The sequence below is a fragment of the Microcoleus sp. PH2017_35_SFW_U_B genome, assembly GCF_020737865.1.
Classification (GTDB): Bacteria; Cyanobacteriota; Cyanobacteriia; order Cyanobacteriales; family Microcoleaceae; genus Microcoleus.
The window spans coordinates 78,099-99,874 of the sequence record NZ_JAEQDE010000052.1 but is presented as its reverse complement, the minus strand read 5'-3'; the positions used below and the strand labels follow the sequence as shown (position 1 = coordinate 99,874).

Sequence of the window (21,776 nt, the reverse complement as noted above, 5' to 3'; positions counted from 1 at the left end):
TATTTTAGAAAGGCTATCATTCATAACTAATAATTAATTAAAGTGCGTTCTTTTTGGTCAGATCCTTTCTTGTGGATTCACCTTTCTGGGGTGGCTGCATTGCCGCTTTTCCTGGGACTGTGCTTGCTGGGACTCGCAGTGGGTTCTCCCACGCTCTCTGTCTGGTTAGAAGTGTTTTTAGTGGCTGTAGCAGGTATTGTTCCTGTGCTGTGGATGCAGTGGTTCCGCCCTTTTTACATTTTTAGTATTTTAGTCGTGGCCGTGAAACCGCAGAATTTAACTTCTGTGCAGCAGCAGATGCTGACTCGGTTTAAAACTAAATTAAATCAAGGAATTGCTCTTTTTATCGCTGTTTTGCTGGCAGTAATTTTGTGGCAGCTATATCGATTTGCTCCCCTTGCTGCTGGGGTGGCTCCCTTTCCTCCTTCCTGGCGGTGGGCTGGGTTGTTGTTGGCAGTTGCTGCTTTTTTAGCTAGCAATTTGTTTTTGCAGGTGTCTGCTAGTGTGATGGCTGTTTTGCTGACGCCGGAATCAGAATTTGCAGCGACAAAGCCTCATGTATTAGAAAACATTAGGCAGGATTTTACGATCGCACCTTGGCAAGTCGATCGACTTTTGCCAGCTTTTGCGGGCGAGACAACTGTCACTCCGGCTGCACCCGCAGAGTCAATGCCACCAGCAGAAGGCATCAAGAATGCGTCATCCAGCAGTACAGTCAACTCAGAACCTGCGGACACCAACGGCCCTACATCCCTAACCCAACAGTCGATCGAAAAGTGAAATAAAAAATTAATATCGACATAATTGTAGTTTAAGCTACTTTATTTGCGACAGATGTATGCAGTAAAAAAAATAGGTAATGCTCCGGCTCAGATAAAGATTATTAATACTCTTAATATTTAATATTTAATCGCAGGTTGTGGCTATTTTATATTGGCTATTTGGAGAAAAGAATCTATAATAGAGAGAGTCAAGGTAAGCTTTCAATCCTTACAGGGAATTCAAACAGAGGTATAACAATATGGCGAATTATCTACCGATCGCACAAGAACCTCAAGCCGCAGAGCCGATCGAGCTGTGCGAAGATTCTGAAATCTGGGGCAGCCTCAAATCCGCGATCGGGGCAAGTTCAGGGTTTCAACGCTGGCAGCTAGAACTCAATTTTGAGAGTCAACAGCAAAATTTCACCATCGATCAGCAGGTTCGATCCTATCTGCGGGAAACTTTAGAAACTTTGGCTTACTGAGCGTAGCAAAACCAGAGATTGTCATAGTTTGTGAAATTCAACGTCAAATTCCGCCCTATCCCCTCCAATATGCTATGGGAGTTAACTCTCAACTTCGGAGTTCAAATTGCAGGGGAGAGTATTTCTCCTACATAAGATTTATCTCAAGCGAACCAGAGTAAAGGGAAATCGGCAAATGCTTCGTTGTAACGCTGCCAAATTTGCTTCCGGCGCTGCAATTAGGGGGCGACTTGTTTGAGTTGATGAATGCCGATCGCAGCTTGCAGATCCATCATATTGTATTTAAAACCGATTTCCACCACTTGATAGTGCTTGTAACCCGAGTCGCCGAAGCGATTCCAAGCATCTTTGCTCATACCGTGCAGCGCTAAAATTTTCAGCCTGTTAGCGTCTTCTTGACGGCGGGCGAGAATCATGCCTCCTTCACCCGTGGTGATGTTTTTGGTGACATAAAAGCTGAAGCATCCAAAGTCACCAAATGTGCCTGCTTTCTTTCCCTTGTACTCTGTTTCGATCGCGTGAGCGCAGTCTTCAATCAACTTCAAATTGTGACGGCTAGCAATCTCACACAGCGCATCCATATCGCAGGGACAACCGGCGAAGTGAACCGGTAAAATTGCTTTAATTCTCGAAGTTATTTTAGCTTCGACTTCAGCCGGGTTAATATTCATTGTCACCGGATCTACATCTGCCAGTATCGGTGTTGCTCCGGGGTGGACGATCGCATTAACTGTAGCGCAAAAAGTCATCGGAGTAGTAATGACTTAATCCCCGGGTTTTACCGAAGCAGCGAGGATGCTCAAGTGCAGTGCCACCGTACAAGAGTTGACTGCGATCGCGTGTTCGGAATCCTTGTAAGCTTTGAAGCCATTTTGAAAAGTCATGACTTTCGGGCCTGTACCCAACCAACCTGTTTTCATGGTTGAGACCACTTCTTGAATTTCCGCATCTTCGATCGCCGGAGCGCCAAAAACCAAGAAACGGTCTTTTGAACGAATAGGATTGTTATTCATGTTGGTAGTTTTATTCAATTAAGTAAATAGAGCTGATGGAGTGAAACTCTACTACCCTGAAATTTTCGATGACCCTAAAAATTGTGATTTTATTTGATTTGAGATGCTGTCAATTAATCCTGTTTCTTAACCCTGTGTATCTTTAACTTGTTTAGTCAAGAATTTTAGGGAATTCGTTGCCTAATAACACCTGTCATAGCACGAGATTAAATGACAGGCTGTTTTTCTGCAAGTCCCTAACTTTGATATGATTGCTCTATCCTAAGCCACATAATCTGCTATGTCCTTGACAGTTGACAGTTGACAGTTGACAGTTTGAGAGCGACCTCTACCCTTAAGTCCGAGGATTGGAGTAATGAATAGTCTGATTTTCATTTCTCCCTCAAAGGCTTGGGGCTTTCAACCAATTCTTTCTGGTAAAAGGTCTTGCCTGCATTTTTTTGCGAAATATTCCTTAACGAATAAACAGTTATACGGAGAGTATATTCATTTTTTTAGTAAACTATCGAACATCGATTCCGAGACTTCTTTGAGAGTCAAGTTCTACAGTTTTAAATTTGAGATTTGAGAATTGGGAATGACTGATTCTCGTCATGTTGGGAGTTTGCCAGCAGTTACATTGTTTTACAGTCGGGTTAAAAATCAGGCAAGTTTTGCACAAATCTAGTGTGACTGCGCTGTAATTTATGTAGCTTTAGAAAAATTGTGCGATCGCACAAATCAACCGCTGCTCACAAAATCCCCTACAATCTAGGCAGGCGAATCTTGTTTAAAATGTCTTGCAGCCGTTCTGAAGCGCCACCAAATTGTTCAGACAAAGCTACAAGTTTGCCGTAAGCTTCAACTAAGCGATCGCCCTCAACATTAACCTCTGGAGCAGGATAATTCTTCATCGCTTCCAGCAGCGTAATCTCGTTATCATTAGTTGCCGACAGCACCAAGGCCTCGCGCAAAGCTTCTCGATTTGCTTTCCCAGAAGGAGTGCGAATTACCTGACCCACTTCATCGAGAATTATTTCCCCAACTTTACTGTTGAGCGTCCGATCCAACAAGCTTTGACTAACTTTCACCGGTCTCATCAGACTGCGGCGAACCACTTCCGGGTCTTTTTTTGCCTTTCCCAGCAGCATTTCTAACCCGGGTGACATTTTCCCAGTTTCTGCAAAAATTTCTAATTCGCTGACTGGTAAAGTCATTCGGATCGCACTGTATTTTAGCACTACCTTTTCGGCCGCCGCCGCCACACTGCTGTAAAGTACGATTCCCACACCTGCGGCTAAAAATAACGTCCACCGCCCTTTGCAAAATGACTTGCTCATAGTAAAATATTCCAACTTTTTTGTCTAATTAGACTTTGACACATTTGGCAATCACCCGCTCCTAGCAAAATACCCAACGCCAACTCTTCTATCAGTGAAGGCTGGCGCTGGGCTTAAATTTATTTAATATATTTAGGGTCTTTATGAAAGCTGACCCCAATTGAACGAGTTAGAAGCGGTTTATGATTAGGATCTTTAAATTTGCTGACCCCAATTGAACCCACCTACCTATAATGACAGGGATCGATCGCAAACCAGGGTTTCGTAATACTTTCTTTATAATTATAACTTTTCCTTGCCTCAGATATCTTTTTGTGTAGATTTGTAAACCTTTGTTACTTCGACTTGGGCGATCGTGCTGCGGCGCGTTGCTCCAGGCGAAACAGGAACACCATCAGAGCCACGACTCCGACTTGGAGGGCAAAATTGGGTAAAGCAGAGCCAATTTCCCGGCCCGAGGCAATTTTCGCGAGGAAAACTACACCGCCGATAAAGCCCGAAGCGCCACAAGCTACGTACACAAACTGTCGCAGAGGCCGGTAGGGAGTGGCCATTTCTGCGGTTAAACGCTCGTATTGTTGGCGGCTGAGGTTGCGCGGGTTTTTTGGGATGTAAGGGCGATCGTCAGAATTTGGGGCTGCCATAAATTTAGAGAATAGGTGAATTAGGATACTTGACAAAAAACTCGGTTGCAGGTATAATTATATGCTGCAAAATACTGCCCAAAAACCAAATTTTTGTGACTGGTGTGTCAGTCCAATGAATATTAGGTAGGGTACAACAAATATCTCACAAGTTCCGGAATAAATCATCGCTGAATCAACATCACAACTGTCTGCAAACAGCCGACAAAAACGCCCAAAATCCCTCCTAAATTGACAATTCCCTGCAACTCGCTTTTGACAATTCCCTGAATTGCTAGCTCCAACTCTTCGGGAGAAGTGCCTTTTACTCGATCGATAATTACCTGGTCGATATTCAAAATCGGGATAGCCTGAGCTACAATATTTTCTAAATCCCGCTCTAGATAGCGATCTAACACCAAAGCCAGTTCTTTGCTCACAATTTCTAGGGAAGCGCTCATCACCGCTGAAGTTTGCAATCGATTGAGAATCAACCGCGAAATATTTTCCCAGTCAATAGATTTGCTCAACCCGTCAAGTACCTCTGTACCCCGCTCCTGAACGTAGCTGCGAACACTGTCGCGCATAGTTTTTCGCAATTGTCTCACCGTCGAAACCGGTAAGTTTTGCATCGACAAATTTTGCAGCCATTCCTGAAGTCGCCCGCGAATTCCCAAGGAAACCGTTAACTCTGCTAGCCGCTGATTTGTGACTTGTCTGTCATCCAGACAAAAAGTCCGCAGCCGAGTTAAAGTGTTACGCAAACCAAACAAATTGGCTACTACCCAATAAGTGCCGCTGGTTTTTTCTCGAAATCCTTCGTCGATGATCGAAATATTGCGATCGGTCAAAAAGTCAATCAAAGCCTGCCGCAGCACTTCTGGCGGTATTACTACCTGCAACAGCCAATCAGACAACTGACCAGCTTGAGAGTCAGTTAGCTGAATTTCCAGCAAAACTTGGTCAAAAATTTGATTTAGCTGAGCTTCTAAAAAATCTTCCCGGCGCGCCAAAACTTTGAGAATTCGCGGCACAGATTCCCCGAGCAAGTCTCGCAGAATGTTAGCAAGAATTTTAGCAGTTTTTTGCTCTGTGTCTGCCTTTACTTGATCCAGGGCCAACTGCAACAGCCAGAGAATTACTGACTGCATCCGCTCAGTTTGAAGGAGGCGGCGCGCCAAGTTTTGCAGTTCCTGCGGCGTCAGCAGCGAACCCATGATTGTGTCGGAAATTCGCTTAGCCAAGCGCTCTTGGTTGCGGGGAATCAAGCCGGGAGTGAAAGGCAACTGCCGCCCTTTGATGTAAATAGCTCGATAGGGGCGGAACAGCATTTTGATAGCTATATCGTTAGTGAAATAGCCAATAATTCCTCCCACTACAGGCGGGGCTAACAACAGCCAAAGTTCAGAGGGATTCATCAATTATTGGGAAATTGGGAATTGGGCATGGGGCATTGGTTATTAGTTATTAGTTATTAGTTATTAGTTATTGGTTATCGGTTATTGGAAAATGGAACAACAAGTAACAAGTAACAAGTAACAAATAACTAATAGCAACTGTCAACTGTCAACTGTCAACTGTCAACTGACTAACACCAATACTCCCATCATAGCTCCGGCAATGGGATAGTGGGTGGCGGTGGCAAATCCGGCTTGGCGGGCGATCGCGACTTGCTGCTCGCCGATCGGGAATTTTTCTAAACTAGGATTAATGTAGGCATATTCTTGAGTCATGCCAAATTGCTGAGCAATGGGAACCACGAGAGTATCTAGATAAAACTGCTGAAAGCTCCGCATCAGGGAATTGCTGGGGCGGTGGAGGTCGAGAATAGCAGCCTTTGCGCCCGGTTTGAGGACGCGGTGCAATTCCTGAAGACTGCGGGGGATATCCGTCACGTTACGCAAGCCGTAACCCATGGTGGCGCAGTCGAAGTAATTGTCGGCAAAAGGCAAGTCTAGGGCGTCAGCTTCTACCCAGGTAATGGGACTTGCAGGAGTGAGAAAAGGTCGATCGCGCTTACCTGCAACGGCCAATTGTTCAGCAGAAAAATCTACTCCAAATACCGAACCGGTAGGCCCTGCTTGTTTTGCCAGCAGCAAAGCTATATCGCCGCTGCCGCAGCACAAGTCTAAACAAGTATTTCCGGGGCCCGCACAGCTCCATTGCACCGTCATTTGCTTCCAAATCCGGTGCTGCCCCAAGCTTAACCAGTCGTTCAATTGGTTGTAAACTGGTGCAATTCGATTAAATATAGTTTTAATTTCTTCTGCGTTATTAGTCATTTGTGATTAGTTATTAGTTATTGGTTATTTGTGATTAGTTATTAGTTATTAGTTATTTGTTTGTTACGAATGACTGTTGACTGTTGACTACTAACAACTGACCACTGCTTTCCTAACAACTGTCAACTGTCAACTGTCAACTGTCAACTAATTAATCACCCTGAAAACTCGTCAATACCAAAGCAACTTGTTGAGCGGCGAGGTGAACTGTTGTGAGTTCGTCGGGGCGCAGGGAACAAGGTTGCTTCCACTGAAGGGATATCAGGGCGATCGATCGACCTTTGTGAATCACCGGAACAGCCAAGTGAGCTTGAATGCCCGATTTTTGGTAGTGTGGCAGACTCGCTAGGGCTGCGTCGCTGGCAATATTCACAGCACCCTGAATAGCTTGAGAGGAAATCGCTTCTAGAACCAGAGGGTCATCTGCCAGCCAATTTTCCACAGTTTTACCGCTGGTGTGAGTGCCTTGAGCCGGCATTAAAGCAGTGCCTTCGACCAGTTGCAAAATGCAAATATCAGCCAAAAAATTATCGCTCACAGCAATAGCAATTGGGTCTAAAGTTGCTTCCAGACTCGGATAATCCACAGCGGTTTGCATGATGGTTGCTAACAGTTGTATTTGATTTTGGGCGCGATGCAATTCCTCAGTCCGCTGCTTGAGAACTTCATAAGTCTCGGCCGCCTTTTGCACCACCATTTTCAATTCGTTCGGGTCCCAAGGCTTGGTGATATACTTGTAAACCTGTCCGGAGTTAATCGCATCCACCAAGTCTTCAATATCCGTAAAACCAGTCAAGATAATTCTGACCGTATTCGGAAACTGCGGCACGGTTTTGCTGAGAAATTCCGTTCCCTTCATTTCTGGCATCCGCTGGTCGGAAATGATGACGGCGACCTCGCCCTCAATGGCGAGGACTTCCAAGGCGCGAATCCCGCTCTCAGCTTTGAGCACGTTAAAATCTCGTCGAAAAGTGCGGTAGAGTAAATCCAGATTGTCTGGTTCATCGTCTACTACCAGCATTTTGGGTTTTTTTGGTCGGTGTAGTGTCATGAGCTGGCGTTTAATTTGATCGAGCTCTGGAATGGCATTATCCATAACAATACGATAAACTCCCCTTTGTAAATTTAGGCGAGCAACTATTCTGTAACAATAGTCTCATAACTCCCTTACCATAAATCTATCGCTCTCCCGCGACACGAGCCTTGCTAGTATCCAATTACACATAACTCAACGCTGATTTTTGATTCAATTATGACTGATACACCGCAAGATTCTTCCCCTTCTAAACCTGCACCCTCCACTGATGCTGTGGATGTGGAAAAGTTAATTCGATCGCTCCGCCGCAAGGAAGGCACCTGGGTAGAGTGGGGACAAGCCTGCACGGCACTGTTGCAAGCGGGCTGCAACTCTCAGCAGATTTTTGAACAAACTGGTTTTGAGCCTATTCAACAAAATCAGGTCGGCGTTGCAGCACAAGTTTACACCAGCATGGTCAATGCTGGTGCTTCGGAGGAAGTTCGATCGCACTTTCTGCGGAAAGGTAGTGATATTTTATACGAGTTTCGGATTCTCTCGCAAGCAGAGCGAGCCGGAGCGGCAGCTTTGATGTTGGCCCACAATTTGGATGTTGATGATTCCCGCCAAGTTGCTAAGGCGATGAAGGAGTTTTCGCACTTCGGGAGTCTCCCGCAGGGGTTCACAGACACTCCTGGGGATGCTGTAGCTTACCAGTGTTGGCAGTTGGCGAGACAAAAAAGCGATTTGCAAGAGCGATCGCGCTTAATTGCTCGCGGTTTAAAATTAGCTAGCAGCCAAACTGCTAGGGCGCAAATCGAGCAATTGTTGGTGGATTTTACTGTAGTTCCGAGACGGGAAGCGCCTCGTTTACCAGTTTACAGGCTCGATACCGAGGAACAACTGCCTCGGATTGTCCCGGTTGTAGGCAAATTGCCGCTTTCTACGTCAGATTTGCTGGCAGTGCCTTTGCCGGAGGAAATCGAGCCGTTTCGCATGGTAAAGTTTTCCGGAGCTGGAGCTTGGGTGGCGATTCCCGGATGGCAGGTAATTTTGAACGCGGAAGATCCGGTGGCGGTTTTGGAAATGAGCGATCGACTGCCGGTGCCGCTGCAAGGTAAAGTTGAAGAAGTTTTGATTATTGCCGATCGCGCCCAAAGACAGTGGGATGCTGAGAGTTATTTCCTCGCCGATAACGGGGGGAATCTAGAATTGCAATGGTTTGAAACATCCCCGCAGTTGTCGATTTTGGGGCGAGTTGTTTTGGTGATGCGGCCGAAGAAGATTGTGGATGAAGATTATACCAAAGATGGATGGCAAATTGACGATTAGTCAGTTGGCAGTTGACAGTTGGCAGTTGGCAGTTGACAGTTGACAGTTGACAGTTGACAGTTGACAGTTGACAGTCATTGGTAGGGTGTGTCGCGAGCGAAAATTCCTAAACAAAGATTGACAATCTCACCGCGACGCACCTTATATTATCTGCGATTCTGAATTTGGGCAGGAGTTGCACAACTGTTACATTAAATCAAAAAGGTACGTAGTTGCGCTTTAGCGCTCTTTCATAGATATACGCAAAGAGCGCTGAAGCGCAACTACGTACCTAAAGATTAATCCGCCATAAGAGTAACTGTTGCGTTCAGAAGTGCTGGGAATGATATCAAGTGCGATCGCAATATTTCGGTGCTTGGTGCGTCGCTAGCTAATGACAAGTAAGAGTAAGAGGGCGGGCACGGGGGCACCGCCCCTACCAATGCCCAATGCCCAATGCCCAATGCCCGATGCCCGATGCCCCATGACTAATTTGCAGCAGGCGGTTTCGGTTCTTGAACTTTCGGAACTGAATGCTGTTTCTTAAATCGAATTATACCATAAGTCGCCGCCCCAATTACTACGAAATAAGGACTGTAAGCCAACAGCCAAATGCCCAAAGCAAACAAACCTAAAGTTAATTCGCCCACAGAATGAGTCGCTTGTCCCCAAGTTTCCTGCACCCGCAAGCCGAGAGAAGGTTCCGGTTCTTGCTGGGCCGAGACTGCTGCTTCTAGAGTTAAACTAATAGTCGAATAGGCTACTTGATTCCGCAAACTTTTTAACTGAGCGTCGATGCGCTCGATCGACTCCCGAATCGTACTCAACTGCTGAGAAGCTTTGAGTACGTCGCCAACAGAGCCGGATCGCTCCATAATTTTTAACACAACTTCCTCGGATTTTCGCAGGTTGCGGAGCCTAGCCTCGCTGTCAACTAATTGATCGCTAACATCCTCAGCCGTCAGCCCTCGGTTTTCGACACTTCCGAGTTTTGTTAAAGCATTTAAAGTAGTTTCTAACTTTTCTTGAGGTACCCGAATCTGCATAGTTGCGGTTTGGCGCACGCTAGAATCCGGCGGCTTTTGGTTTTGGAAAGCCAAGATATCGCCTTGCTGTTTTTTCACAATCTCGGTGACAGATTTAGTGCTGTTGTCAATAGATTTGACAACTACACTGAGTTCGGCTTTTTTAATCAGTTGGGGAGCAGTTGCTGGAGTTTCTGCGGCTGGTTTTTTTGCGGTGTCAGCAGCAACTTTTGACGCTGCGCCTCCGGGTGTGCTTACAGGTGCGGGTTCGGATTGGGGAGCAGATGCGGCAATTTGCTTTTCGGCGCTGCGGGATGAAGCAAAGCCGTTTGTGGAGCCGCTGGGGGAGGAAGTTGCACAGCTTGGTAAAGCAATGGCTGAGGATAAAGTTAAGAATGCTACAACTGCAAAGCGAGTTGTGCTGTTGTTGGCTGGGTTTGGCTGGTGTGGTGGAAAATTGGTTTTGAGGTGAGTTTTCATTGGGGATTTTTCCTATAAAAAGGCTTGGGTATTGAATTTTATGCTGGTTTTAATTTAAGCTCGCATAGATAGGGTTTGTTGAGCCGATACCAAAATGGAAACGGTAGAGTTAAACAGTTGACAGTTGACAGTTGACAGTTGACAGCGAAGTGATAAGAGCGGAGATTTAAACTCCGTTCTTATCACAATCTGCCTTCATGCTGGGGCTTCAAACCCTTGCTATTCGGTGAATTTTTGGGGATTTTTAACCGCAGATAAACGCGGATAAACGCGGATGTAATTATGACTGATGAATTTGATACTGATTTTAGTCGATCGACTGCCGAGATCGATCGCCCGAACAGCACTTTCTCCGAGTTAGATCCCGCCGCGCTTTTGGCTGCCGCTTGCGGTAAAATTCGCGACAGCTTGCGTGCGGGCCAGCACGAGATGGCGGATTGGGCGGGCGGCCCCCTTGCGGTTTCGGCGGTTCCAGGGGCCGGGAAGTCTACAGGAATGGCTGCTGCGTCGGCAATTGCGATCGCCCGCAACCGACTTAACAACCGCCGTCAGTTAATTGTGGTGACGTTTACGCGATCGGCTGCTGCTAATATTAAAGCTAAAATTCGGGAAAGATTGGCACAATTGTCTTTATACCAAGGCGGTTTTGCCGTACACACTTTGCACGGTTTAGCTTTAAATATTGCGATGCGCCATCCCGATTTGTCGGGTTTAAATCTCGAAAATTCGACGTTAGTCACTCCAACTCAAAGTCACCGCTTAATTCGCACTTGTGTAGAACTTTGGATCGCGGAAAATCCGCGCAGATATCAAGTTTTGTTGGAAGGACAACAATTTGATGGAGAAGAAACGGAGAGATTGCGGCGACAATCGGTTTTGCGGACAGAGATTTTGCCGCAGTTAGCTAAAACTGTGATTCACGAGGCGAAATCTTCGGGTTTATCTCCCGAAGAGTTATTAAAAATGGGCGATATTAATTCTGGCGATGGTTATGAAATTTTAGCGGTAGCCGGCGGTTTATATCAAAAATATCAGGCTTTGTTGAGAAGCCGGGAATTCATCGATTATGACGAGATGATTTTAGCAGCTTTGCGGGTGTTGGACAATCCGGGCGCCAGGGCGATGGAACAAAAGCAAGTATTTGCCGTGTTTGAGGATGAAGCGCAAGACTCGACACCTTTACAGACTGAGCTTTTGAAAATATTAGCTCAAGATCCCGATCGTCCTAATTCACCTCCTAATTTTATCAGAGTTGGCGACCCAAATCAAGCAATTAATTCTACCTTTACTCCCGCCGATCCGATTTATTTTAACCAATTCTGTGACGAATGCGAAGTTGAAAACAAGTTGGCGACAATGGACGGTGCAGGCCGCAGTAGCCAGATCATTATTGATGCAGCTAACTTTATGTTGCAATGGGTAAACCGCTCAGAATTAGCGGGAACCGAACAGCCTTTTCGATCCCAAACTATCAAGCCAGTTCCCAGCGATGACCCGCAGCAAAATGCCAATCCTGCCCCCATAGGTCGAGGCTTAGAATTGCATACTCCCCGCGATATTTACCAGACAGTTGAGTTAATTGGAAAGCGGGTAATTGAGTTAGTAGAGGAATTTTTACCTGCGGATTTTGTCTGGGAAAGTCACGAGCAAAATATTCAATCGGGCAGTGAATCGAGGGATGAAGAAAATCGCCCTAAATTGCCAGTAGAAAATCTAAAATCAATGGCTGTTTTAGTGCGGGAAAACAAACAAGGCAAGTTTATCAAAGAAGTCCTAGAAAATCCGGAAAAACACGGATTGAGCTGCGATTTACGCAAATACGGGATTAAAATTGAGGATGTCGGGGAACGAGACAGACATTCTCAAGTACCTTGGGAAATATTAACATTGCTGCAATTTCTCGATCGCCCGCACTCACCAGACTACCTGAAAGCAGCCTTAAAGATTTTGAGCGATCGACAACTCATCCCCAAACAAGACTACAATGCCTTTGCCACCAGCCCCGAACAATTCCTCTACCCAGGCCCGCTAGACCCCCAGCAGTCAGATCCAGTCCGCAAATGCCGTTATTTTTGCTGCGGTTTGCTGCAAGCACGTTTAGAACTGCCGCCCTACCAAATCATCTCATTCTTAGCCTTAGCCCTGCAATACGACCAAACAGAATTAGCCACCGCCGACAAATTAGCAGAACGGGTAGCAATCCAAACAGCCGGTAACAATTCAATGAGCAATATTTTGGGAGTGCTGGGCGAAATTGTTAGTTCAGAAAGATTTGAGCCTGTAGATGCAGATGACAAAATAGAAGAACGCTACACCAGCAAAGGTCAACTAACAATTATTACCATGCACAAAGCTAAAGGATTAGATTGGGATTGTGTATTTTTACCATTTTTGCACGACCAAACAATCCCCGGAAGTTTGCGAGTTTTGCCACAAACTAGATTTTTAGGAGATTTCACTTTAGCTGAAGTAGCGAGAGCTCAAATTCGAGCAAGTTTGCACGAAAAACATCCTTTACCAAATCTGGGCGAAGCGTGGGAACAAGCAGGTTATTTGAAAACAGCAGAAGAGTTTCGATTGCTATATGTAGCAATGACGCGGGCCAAAAGTTTGCTGTGGATGGCCGCGGCGAAGAAAGGGCCTTTTACTTGGAACAAACCCGAGAATTTGCAAGAGCAAAAACCTTGTCCGGTGATGCCTGTTTTGAAACAGCAATTTCCGGGAAATGTGATGTTTTAAAATTTAGGATTAGTTACTAAAAAAATGAAAATTACACTTTGCATCATGGTTAAGAACGGGCAAGATGCCCGTTCCACTTTCGGCGCAAAAACGCAGTATGAGAAGAGTAACTTGAGCAAAAAAACTTACTTATCGGAACAGATTGAACCAGAAATATTGGTATAATACTAACAATCTCTATCCAAAACTTCTCTTTTCTTCCTCTGCGTTCTCTGCGCCCTCTGCGGTTAAAAAAAATCTCATTCACAAATCAAATAAAATTGGACTAAAACTCCCTATGCCTAACCCAGAAATTCGCACAGCTAACGTCACAATTCCCAATAGAGATTTGCAAATCGCGGCTTACCTAGCCCAACCCGCCGCCGCAGGGCAATTTCCCGCTGTGATCGTGATTCAAGAAATCTTTGGCGTCAACGCACACATCCGCGAAGTTACAGAAAGAATAGCAAAGGAAGGATATGTGGCGATCGCCCCAGCCATCTACCAGCGCCAAGCCCCCGGCTTTGAAACCGGCTACACGCCCGAAGATATCAAAATCGGCAGACAATACAAAGAACAAACTACCGCATCCCAACTGCTGAGCGACATCCAAGCCGCCATCGATTACCTCAAAACCTTACCATCCGTCAAACAGCAAGGTTTTGGCTGTATCGGTTTCTGCTTTGGCGGACACGTCGCCTACCTCGCGGCGACTTTGCCCGAAATCAAGGCTACAGCGTCGTTCTACGGCGCTGGTATCGCCACTCTCACCCCCGGGGGCGGATCTCCCACGATCGATCGCACAGCGGACATTAAAGGTACTCTCTACGCCTTTTACGGCACTCAAGACGCCAGCATTCCCAAAGAACAAGTTGACCAAATTGTCGCAGAATTGCAAAAACACAGAATTCCTTACCGAATTTTCAGCTACAATGCCGATCATGGCTTCTTCTGCGACCATCGCGGCAGTTTCAACGCTACCGCAGCAGCCGAATCGTGGGTGCAAGTGAAGCAGCTATTTCAACACGAACTTCAACCAGCTTAGAGAGTGGAAGATGAGAGAGAGGGGAGAGGGGGAGAGTGGGAGAGTGGGGGAACATCTTGCTTCTTGCTTCAACAACTGACAACTGTCAACTGACAACTGACAACTGTCAACTGACAACTAATTTACTGATAACTGACAACTAAACTGACATGAATTCCAAATCTACAGGTTCTCAAAGCGCAAAAGCATCTTTTTCAATGGATGATTTTGCTAAAGCCCTCGAACAGCACAATTATGAGTTCCAGAAGGGACAAGTAGTGCGCGGCAAAGTGTTCGAGTATGACTCAAATGGCGCGTATGTTGATATCGGCGGCAAGTCTTCGGCTTTTTTGCCGATCGAAGAGGCTGCTTTGAGAACGGTAACGGATTTGTCGGAAGTCGTTCCGCTAGACGAGGAACGGGAATTTTTAATTATCCGCGAACAAGATGCAGACGGCCAAGTTACTCTGTCTCTGAAACAGTTACAAATTCAGCAAGCTTGGGAAGATTTAGTTGCATTGCAGGAAACTGGTAAAGTGCTTCAGGTGCGGGTTTCTGGGGCGAATAAGGGCGGCGTGACGGTGGATGTTGAGGGAATGCGCGGTTTTATTCCCCGATCGCACTTAGCCCAACGCGATAACATAGAATCGCTAATTGGTCAATCTTTGACCGTGAATTTCTTGGAAGTCGATCGCGAACGAGAAAAACTCGTACTTTCCCAGCGGATGGCCACTCAATCTTCTGCCTTAAATCAGTTGCAAATCGGTCAATTAGTGGAAGGAACAGTCAGCAGCATCAAGCCTTTTGGCGTGTTTGTGGATTTGGAAGGAGTTAGCGGTTTGCTGCACATCAAGCAAGTCAGCCAAAAATATATTGAGAACCTCGGACAAGTTTTCACCCCCGGCCAACCCCTGAAAGCCGTGGTAGTTGACCTCGATCAAAGTCGCGGTCGAATTTCGCTTTCTACTCGGGTACTCGAAAATTATCCAGGGGAAATGGTGGATAAAATGGCGGATGTCATGGATACCGCAGAAGAGCGATCGGAACGTGCTAGAAAAACTCTTTCTTAGGTTTTGACAATTGTACTCGTTTACTCGTTTTCACGCTAACCCTGAAAACGAGTAAACGAGGGAGGCGAAAATTATGAAAACTTGGGCGAAGGTATGTAGTTGCGCTTCAGCGCTCTTTATATATATATATGTTGATCGAGAGCAAGGTATGTAGTTGCGCTTCAGCGCTCTTGATTATATATATTTATCAAGAGCAATGTGCGATCGGACAAGGTATGTAGTTGCGCTTTAGCGCTCTTTATATATTATAATCAAGAGCGCTCAAGCGCAACTACATACCTTTCGGAGCGCTCAAGCGCAACTACGTACCTTTCGGAGCGCTCAAGCGCAACTACGTACCTTTCGGAGCGCTCAAGCGCAACTACGTACCTTTCTACGTACCTTTCGGAGCGCTCAAGCGCAACTACGTACCTATTAAGAGTGCTCAACGACAACTTCCATTAAACAGTTTTAGCCGCAGTCGAACTTGTTTCAGTCTCAGCCTGTGCTTGCACCGTCCAAGCATTTTCCATATCTAGCACTTGTTTCGCCTGATAAACTGGTAAGTCAAACCAGAAAGTCGTGCCCACATTAACTTCGCTAACTAAATTAATTTTAGTGTGGTGTTTGTCAATAATGTTTCTGACAATCGAAAGACCTAATCCCGTGCCTTCTAGAGTGTGGACTCGGTTTTCTACCCGGAAAAAGCGATCGAAAATTGCCTGCTGATCTTCGGGATCTATGCCAATCCCGGTATCAGAAATTTCGATCCGCACCACCGGAAAATGGCTGGTATTTGGTGGAAATTTGTGGGTTCCGGATGCGCCGTCTTCGCGTGGATGAGCATCCGACTCTAGGAAATAGGCTCGAATTGCCACCTTACCACCGGACTCGGTAAATTTTAAGGCATTTCCTACTAAATTTGCAAATACTTGCAGCAGCAAATCGTAATGACCTAAAGCTGGCGGTAAATACGGGTCAACTTCTTGCTCTAATTCGATGCCTTTGTCCTTGGCATTTAACTGATAAGTCCGCAGGGTTTGTTCCACGGCTTGCGGGAGGTCAACCGCGTCCAATTGATAAATTCGGCAGGATTCTAGGCGCGATAAGTCTAACACGTCGTTGACTAAACGAGTGAGGCGATCGGTTTCTCGATTGGCAATTTCTAGAAATTCCCGGCGTTCGCTTTCTAGAAGGTCTTCTCCGTACTCGTGGAGAGTTTCGATAAAAGATTTGATATTAAATAAAGGGGTTCTCAATTCGTGAGAAACATTGCTGATAAAATTGCTTTTAGCCTCATTTAGTTCGACTTCGCGAGTGATGTCCTGCACTGTCATGGCAATGCCTTTGAGACTGTCTCGGTACTGTCCGGAACCTTGATGCTTCGAGGTTTGCTCGTAGAATGTACACTCGATCGCGTTCGGGCGTTTTGACTCGGTACAGGTATTTTCCTCGTCGCGCACGCAGCTTTTGCACAGCGGTTCGGTTCCAGGGGCTTTGTGGAGAATTACGGTGGTTAGCAGAATCCGAATTGTGCGGTTGACTGGTTCGCTCAGAGTAATCCGAAATTCGCCGCCTTCGCGATCGCCCGCAGCGATTTCGTGCAGGGGTCTTGCTAACTCGCGCTGCACTTCCGCAGGTAAAATATTGACGACGTTAATGCCGATCGCATTTTTACCTTCCCATCCAAAAATCCGCCTCCCCGTCGGGTTGACTAAAATCACCTGCAAATTTGCATCCAGCAACAGCGCCCCATCAGCAATAGTTGAAACCAAAGTTTCTAGTTTCGCTTTTTCCGCTGTCAACTCTTCAATATTTTGTTCTTCATAACTCTCTAATTTCTCGGCCATCTCGTTAAAACTGCCGATCAACTCGCCCAATTCTCCCCCCAAAGGCAGGTCAACTCGCTGCTTAAAATTCCCGCCCGCGATATTTTTGACCCCAAATACTAATTGTTTGATCGGGTGAGTAATTGTCAGCGCATTAAATACAGCGCCCAAAATCACCATCACCCAAATCGTGACAAATACTGCTAAAGTAACATCCCTGGTTAGATTTGAAGAGATAACTGCTGCGGGATTGGGGTTAATGCCGATCGCCAAAACGCCTAAATACTTGTCCTCGTGAATTAGCGGCACAAATACGTCAGTAACTTCTCCGTCTGGCGTCAAGTGCTGCCGCACCAAAGGCAAAGAAGTTAAATTTCTCGCCTCAATGTCGGCGATAAAATTATCTGGGAGTTTAATTTGGCGGCGCAGTGTCAGGGAAGTTTGCACCTCAGATTCCGAGAAAGGTATCCCCAGAAAAATATCTCCTGCTTCGTCGCCGTACAGCATATAGCGGACGCTGGAGGTGCTGCTATAAAATTGGCGGGAAAAACGGGCTACTTCGGAGCGATCGTTTTTTGCAATCAACGGCGCCACATTTGCCGCCAAGAGCAGACCGAGGTCGCGGCCGTAGCGAGTATCGTTAAGTCTGGCGTCTAGTTGGATAGTATTCACGGCCCAAAAAGTCAGGCCGCTCATAATTAACGAAACTACGAGGGTAGCACCGGCCATCAGGCGAGTCTGGAGGGTAAAATCCGACCACCAGCGGGCAATAATTTCTCCGATTTTGTTTAGTATGGCCAGCATTTGAGCAGTTCACCAGTTGAATATTAAAAGGAAGATTAATTGAGTTTGTGGTCGATCGATTTTTCTGTCGCGACTTGTCCGCTACTGCCACCGCAGATGTGCCAAACTTTATTGTGGCACTTCTACCTTGAAATTGCTCTGCTTTTGGGCGGCCAAAACCTCTATCCTCCGGGGTTTTAATTCTATCTTCTGCTTGGGGGAGTTCTAGTATCCCCAGCGTGTCGAGCTTTCGGATAGCAGCGGCCACAGCAGGCCGCAATTCCTAATTTCGATCGACACTGGGCTCGACACTGGGCTCAACACTGGGCTCAACACTTGGCTCGACACTGGGCTCAACACTTGGCTCAACACTTGGCTCGACACTGGGCTCGACATTTTGAGGGGCCAGCGCTCGAAGGCCGATATCCCGGCGGCAGTAAACCCCTTCAAATTGGATGCAATCAACTGCTGCATAAGCTTTAGAGATAGCTTGTTCCAAAGTTTCTGCAACCGCCGTGACGCCCAAAACGCGGCCGCCCTCGGTCACTAACTGCTGCTGCTTCAACTGAGTGCCGGCGTGAAACACTTCTGCACCTTTGGCTTCAGCTTCCTCGATACCTGTAATAACTTTGCCTTTTTGATAATTTCCGGGATAGCCCCCAGAAGCTAAAACCACGCAAACAGAAGCCCCAGACTTCCAGCGAATGTTGGAATATTCACCCAGACGCTGCTGACAACAAGCAAACACCAAATCTTCCAGGGGAGTTTCCAAGAGGGACAAAACCGCTTGAGTTTCGGGATCTCCAAAACGACAGTTGAATTCTAAGACTTGAAGTTCTCTTTTCGGTGTAATCATTAAACCTGCGTAGAGGACGCCCCGGTAATCGATGTTGCGCTTTTGTAGCGCAGCGAGGGTAGGTTCAAGAATTTCTGCTTGAATCCTGTCCATTAGTTTGGGCGAGACAATTGGCGCTGGGGCGTAGGCTCCCATACCGCCGGTATTGGCTCCCTTGTCGCCTTCGCCAATGGCTTTGTGGTCTTGAGCTGCCAGCAGCGGTTCTACTGTGATACCGTCGGTGAGGGCGAGAATAGAGACTTCTTGACCGGTTACATATTCTTCGACGACGACTCGGAGGTTGTCGGTGCCGAATTCGCCTCTAAAAATGGTGTTGATGGCGCTGTGAGCCATTTTGACGGTGGTAGCAACGGTGACTCCTTTGCCTGAGGCGAGTCCGTCTGCTTTGATGACTATGGGTACTCCTTGTTCCACAACATATGCTTTGGCTGCTTCTGCGCCTGTAAATACGGCAGCTTTGGGTGTTGGGATTTGTGCTTCCAGCATCAATTCTTTGGCCCAGGATTTGCTGGATTCAATTTGGGCGCCGGCTTTGTTGGGGCCGAAAATCATCAGTTTTCGCTGTTGGAAGTAGTCAACGATGCCTAGCGATAGGGGCAATTCCGGGCCGACGATGACGAGTCCGATGTTGTTCACCATCACAAAGCGTTCTATGCCTTGGAAGTCGTCGATGTTGAGCGACAGATTTTGACAGCCTTTTGTGGTAGCTGTGCCGCCGTTGCCCGGAACGCAGAATACTTGTTTAATCCGCGTAGATTCTAGCAGTTTTTTTGCGATCGCGTGTTCGCGACCTCCGTTCCCCACAACCAAAACTTTCACAGTATCCTCACCTATAAATTTTGTTCCCTGAATGTCGCATTTTCAGTGTTTGCACCTGTCTATCTGCTTTTTGCAGTGCTGTCAATTATGCCATGCTTGGCGAATCGTGAATTGCTAGATGTGGCACTTTTCTGGAGGAGTGGGGAGCGATCGCTATTTGCCGGCATCCTGGGATCGTGCAATAATTCAAGACTTTCGCCGTCGATTTTTTCTAGGTTCTGCCTCGATTAAATCGTGCAATTAGCCCAAAAAAATTGCTTTTAAATATTCAATATTTCTCATACATTCGGCTACAAATAGCGATAAAATAAACAAGTTGATACCAGGAATTTTACTCACATGAAATCTAATCAAACCGCTGCGAGTTCGCCTGCCAAATTGAAGCGGGTGGGCGTTGTCGGCGGCGGTCAGCTAGCTTGGATGATGGGAGAAGCTGCTAGCGCGCTGGGTATTGAATTGGTAGTCCAAACTCCTAATGGTGATGACCCGGCAGTTTCTGCTGCTGTGGGTGCTGTTTTGGGGGCTGTTGATGATGTTTTGGCTACGGCTTATTTGGCGGATGGCTGCGATGTTATTACTTTTGAAAATGAGTTTGTGGATTTGGATGGTTTGCGAACGCTAGAACAGCAAGGTGTGTTATTTCAGCCGAGTTTGTCGTCGCTTTCTCCTTTGTTGGATAAGTACGTGCAGCGCTGTTATTTACAAAGGTTGGGTTTGCCAACTCCCAGGTTTTGGGCGCCAGATAGTATGGCGGATTTGGATTTAGATTTGTTGCAGGAACCCCAGGGAAGGCAGATTGGAGCAGGGGCTGTGGGGCATGAACCTATGTGCGGGGAAGTTGCGATCGACAATTTAGCAATTTCTGTTTCCGACAGCACACAGATAGAACAAAACTCGGAATCTGGGCCTAGAGATTTTCCCTTTGTCGTCAAAGTTCGCCGCCACGGTTACGACGGCCAAGGTACTTTTATTGTTAAGGATCGCGAGAGTTTTGAGTCAATTAGCGCTACACTTAAAGGTCAGTCTTTGCTGGTAGAAGAGTTTGTGCCGTTCGATCGCGAGTTGGCTGCGATCGCAGCTCGATCGGCAACTGGTGAAATAGCGATTTACCCGATCGTGGAAACTCAACAGCAAAATCAGGTTTGTCGTGTAGTGATTGCCCCCGCCGATATTAGTTTAGAGGTGCAAACCGAAGCTTGTGCGATCGCCCGTACTCTCCTCAATAGCTTAGAAGCCGTCGGCGTATTCGGCATTGAATTATTTTTAACCGCCGACAATAAGCTGTTAGTCAATGAAATTGCTCCCCGCACCCACAACTCGGGACACTTTACAATCGATGCTTGCAAAACTTCACAATTTGAACAGCATTTGCGCGCAGTTTGTCAACTGCCTTTAGGTAATTGCGATCTAAAATGTGCAGGTGCTGTGATGGTAAATTTGCTGGGCTACGAGTCTGCGGAGTCAGATTATTTAGAGAAACGAAAACAACTGGCACAAATTAGCGGCGCTTTTGTACATTGGTATGGTAAGAAAGTATCCCGCCCTGGCAGGAAACTGGGTCACGTTACTGTCCTCTTCGACGGGGACTTGGGGGAGAATGAAGGAAAGTCGGCTAGTGCGATCGCTCAAACCATTGAATCTATCTGGTATGGAAGTTAAATTGCTCGAAGAGTTGCCAAAATCGAGTTAGTTGCTGTATGTTAACTACCAGCCGGGAAGTCTAAGGGTATATTTAGAGGGGATTAATCTCAATTGCTGCGCGAAGTACCCCGTTGGGAATTACTCCTTGGGATGAAAGGCTCGTCGGGTGTAGATACCGAAACCGACAATTATTCTTTTATACCCCTTGATGATCTGGAAATACTCTGATACTATATTAACAAGTGGGGGTGGAACTACCTCACTATAAAAAGCCTTTGAAAAAAAGGAAAAAGAAGCCTGCGGTCTAACTGTACTCAGTTGACAGTCAGGTTTGTTCACATAAAGGTTCTACTGCGACGTTGGTGACTGCCAATAATGTTTTTTTGATCTATAACTCTTAACTCTCGGGAATCAAGATGTTTGGACAGCAGTAAACTGGGCTTGTACCCAGAAACTTTAAGTCCGAGCCAACGGTGCCCACCTGGTAAAATACCAGGTCAAAAGCTGAGGTAAGACGGCGTTGCGGTGAACCCTTAAAATATTGATTGAGATAGGCGCTAATATGGCTGGCCTATTTTTTTTATTGGGAATTGGGAATTGGGAATTGGGAATTGGGAATTGGGAATTGGGAATTGGGAATTGGGAATTGGGAATTGGGAATTGGGAATTGCATAAGTCCTATGATTATTAGTTTCGATCGCAAATAACACATAAATACTGACTACCGACTACTGACTACTGAC

The 21,776-nt window shown here is 46.4% G+C and carries 16 protein-coding genes, 1 other RNA gene and 1 pseudogene; 9 read left to right on the top strand and 9 right to left on the bottom strand.

All coding sequences use genetic code 11. From position 1 onward, the window contains the following. The first annotated feature begins 42 nt into the window (after positions 1-42). Positions 43-780: a low-complexity tail membrane protein gene (locus JGK36_RS15570; RefSeq protein ID WP_293193669.1), complete on the top strand. Its 738-nt coding sequence runs from the start codon at positions 43-45 to the stop codon at positions 778-780. 241 nt (positions 781-1,021) lie between these two features. Continuing rightward, positions 1,022-1,246 (top strand): hypothetical protein, encoded by a 225-nt coding sequence (locus tag JGK36_RS15565; protein ID WP_293184744.1) that lies wholly within the window; start codon positions 1,022-1,024, stop codon positions 1,244-1,246. Between the two features lie 218 nt (positions 1,247-1,464). Here JGK36_RS15565 and JGK36_RS15560 read toward each other — a convergent pair. From JGK36_RS15560 to JGK36_RS15535, 6 genes and pseudogenes are all read right to left on the bottom strand, one after another. Continuing rightward, positions 1,465-2,259, bottom strand: a pseudogene (locus tag JGK36_RS15560) (DegT/DnrJ/EryC1/StrS family aminotransferase). Positions 2,260-3,002: 743 nt separating this feature from the next. Further along, a complete protein-coding gene (locus JGK36_RS15555) occupies positions 3,003-3,578 on the bottom strand; it encodes an alpha/beta hydrolase (RefSeq protein ID WP_293184742.1) in 576 nt (191 codons plus the stop codon). 335 nt (positions 3,579-3,913) lie between these two features. Continuing rightward, positions 3,914-4,222 carry a DUF3493 domain-containing protein gene (locus tag JGK36_RS15550; RefSeq protein ID WP_293184740.1) on the bottom strand — a complete coding sequence of 103 codons (309 nt, stop codon included), beginning with the start codon at positions 4,220-4,222 and terminating at the stop codon, positions 3,914-3,916. Positions 4,223-4,386: 164 nt separating this feature from the next. After that, entirely contained in the window at positions 4,387-5,619 is a 1,233-nt protein-coding gene (locus tag JGK36_RS15545) for a DUF445 family protein (RefSeq protein ID WP_293184738.1), read from the bottom strand. Between the two features lie 162 nt (positions 5,620-5,781). Continuing rightward, positions 5,782-6,483, bottom strand: a complete 702-nt coding sequence (gene ubiE, locus JGK36_RS15540; protein WP_293184736.1) for a bifunctional demethylmenaquinone methyltransferase/2-methoxy-6-polyprenyl-1,4-benzoquinol methylase UbiE — start codon at positions 6,481-6,483, stop codon at positions 5,782-5,784. Positions 6,484-6,634: 151 nt separating this feature from the next. Next, the gene (locus tag JGK36_RS15535; RefSeq protein WP_293184734.1) at positions 6,635-7,579 is read right to left on the bottom strand and encodes a response regulator; all 945 of its coding nucleotides are present in this window, start codon (positions 7,577-7,579) and stop codon (positions 6,635-6,637) included. 156 nt (positions 7,580-7,735) lie between these two features. Between JGK36_RS15535 and JGK36_RS15530 the strand changes: the two genes are divergently transcribed. Then, positions 7,736-8,830, top strand: a complete 1,095-nt coding sequence (locus tag JGK36_RS15530; protein ID WP_293184732.1) for a RuBisCO accumulation factor 1 — start codon at positions 7,736-7,738, stop codon at positions 8,828-8,830. Between the two features lie 467 nt (positions 8,831-9,297). Here the strand turns inward: JGK36_RS15530 and JGK36_RS15525 are convergent, their stop codons facing one another. Beyond that, positions 9,298-10,314 carry a DUF4349 domain-containing protein gene (locus tag JGK36_RS15525; RefSeq protein WP_293196905.1) on the bottom strand — a complete coding sequence of 339 codons (1,017 nt, stop codon included), beginning with the start codon at positions 10,312-10,314 and terminating at the stop codon, positions 9,298-9,300. Positions 10,315-10,596: 282 nt separating this feature from the next. On the opposite strand from JGK36_RS15525, the gene JGK36_RS15520 reads away from it, so the two are divergent. The 3 genes from JGK36_RS15520 to JGK36_RS15510 all read left to right on the top strand — a co-directional run bounded on the left by JGK36_RS15520 (position 10,597) and on the right by JGK36_RS15510 (position 15,126). Next, positions 10,597-13,053: an ATP-dependent helicase gene (locus JGK36_RS15520; RefSeq protein ID WP_293196904.1), complete on the top strand. Its 2,457-nt coding sequence runs from the start codon at positions 10,597-10,599 to the stop codon at positions 13,051-13,053. Positions 13,054-13,330: 277 nt separating this feature from the next. Then, complete coding sequence (locus tag JGK36_RS15515) at positions 13,331-14,077, top strand: dienelactone hydrolase family protein (RefSeq protein WP_293184726.1); 747 nt, start codon at positions 13,331-13,333, stop codon at positions 14,075-14,077. Between the two features lie 149 nt (positions 14,078-14,226). Then, complete coding sequence (locus JGK36_RS15510) at positions 14,227-15,126, top strand: S1 RNA-binding domain-containing protein (protein WP_293184723.1); 900 nt, start codon at positions 14,227-14,229, stop codon at positions 15,124-15,126. A gap of 440 nt (positions 15,127-15,566) precedes the next feature. Here JGK36_RS15510 and JGK36_RS15505 read toward each other — a convergent pair whose 3' ends face one another. Next, the gene (locus JGK36_RS15505) at positions 15,567-17,738 is read right to left on the bottom strand and encodes a HAMP domain-containing sensor histidine kinase (RefSeq protein ID WP_293196903.1); all 2,172 of its coding nucleotides are present in this window, start codon (positions 17,736-17,738) and stop codon (positions 15,567-15,569) included. Between the two features lie 262 nt (positions 17,739-18,000). Beyond that, entirely contained in the window at positions 18,001-19,392 is a 1,392-nt protein-coding gene (gene purD / locus JGK36_RS15500; protein ID WP_293184718.1) for a phosphoribosylamine--glycine ligase, read from the bottom strand. Between the two features lie 339 nt (positions 19,393-19,731). Between purD and JGK36_RS15495 the strand changes: the two genes are divergently transcribed. From JGK36_RS15495 to JGK36_RS15485, 3 genes are all read left to right on the top strand, one after another. Continuing rightward, positions 19,732-21,051 carry a 5-(carboxyamino)imidazole ribonucleotide synthase gene (locus JGK36_RS15495; RefSeq protein ID WP_293184715.1) on the top strand — a complete coding sequence of 440 codons (1,320 nt, stop codon included), beginning with the start codon at positions 19,732-19,734 and terminating at the stop codon, positions 21,049-21,051. A 327-nt stretch (positions 21,052-21,378) separates the two neighbouring features. Then, positions 21,379-21,566, top strand: a non-coding RNA gene (gene ssrS, locus JGK36_RS15490) — 6S RNA. A 29-nt stretch (positions 21,567-21,595) separates the two neighbouring features. Next, entirely contained in the window at positions 21,596-21,724 is a 129-nt protein-coding gene (locus JGK36_RS15485; protein WP_293184713.1) for a hypothetical protein, read from the top strand. The last annotated feature ends 52 nt before the right edge of the window (positions 21,725-21,776 follow it).

Excerpts from the sequence above, each read along its gene's own strand:
- JGK36_RS15565 (WP_293184744.1), top strand. The coding sequence starts at position 1,022 with ATGGCGAATTATCTACCGATCGCACAAGAACCTCAAGCCGCAGAGCCG.
- JGK36_RS15550 (WP_293184740.1), bottom strand. The coding sequence starts at position 4,222 with ATGGCAGCCCCAAATTCTGACGATCGCCCTTACATCCCAAAAAACCCG.
- JGK36_RS15505 (WP_293196903.1), bottom strand. The coding sequence starts at position 17,738 with ATGCTGGCCATACTAAACAAAATCGGAGAAATTATTGCCCGCTGGTGG.
- JGK36_RS15555 (WP_293184742.1), bottom strand. The coding sequence starts at position 3,578 with ATGAGCAAGTCATTTTGCAAAGGGCGGTGGACGTTATTTTTAGCCGCA.
- JGK36_RS15530 (WP_293184732.1), top strand. The coding sequence starts at position 7,736 with ATGACTGATACACCGCAAGATTCTTCCCCTTCTAAACCTGCACCCTCC.
- JGK36_RS15515 (WP_293184726.1), top strand. The coding sequence starts at position 13,331 with ATGCCTAACCCAGAAATTCGCACAGCTAACGTCACAATTCCCAATAGA.
- ubiE (WP_293184736.1), bottom strand. The coding sequence starts at position 6,483 with ATGACTAATAACGCAGAAGAAATTAAAACTATATTTAATCGAATTGCA.
- JGK36_RS15495 (WP_293184715.1), top strand. The coding sequence starts at position 19,732 with ATGAAATCTAATCAAACCGCTGCGAGTTCGCCTGCCAAATTGAAGCGG.
- JGK36_RS15535 (WP_293184734.1), bottom strand. The coding sequence starts at position 7,579 with ATGGATAATGCCATTCCAGAGCTCGATCAAATTAAACGCCAGCTCATG.
- JGK36_RS15525 (WP_293196905.1), bottom strand. The coding sequence starts at position 10,314 with ATGAAAACTCACCTCAAAACCAATTTTCCACCACACCAGCCAAACCCA.
- JGK36_RS15545 (WP_293184738.1), bottom strand. The coding sequence starts at position 5,619 with ATGAATCCCTCTGAACTTTGGCTGTTGTTAGCCCCGCCTGTAGTGGGA.
- JGK36_RS15485 (WP_293184713.1), top strand. The coding sequence starts at position 21,596 with ATGGCTGGCCTATTTTTTTTATTGGGAATTGGGAATTGGGAATTGGGA.
- JGK36_RS15510 (WP_293184723.1), top strand. The coding sequence starts at position 14,227 with ATGAATTCCAAATCTACAGGTTCTCAAAGCGCAAAAGCATCTTTTTCA.
- JGK36_RS15520 (WP_293196904.1), top strand. The coding sequence starts at position 10,597 with ATGACTGATGAATTTGATACTGATTTTAGTCGATCGACTGCCGAGATC.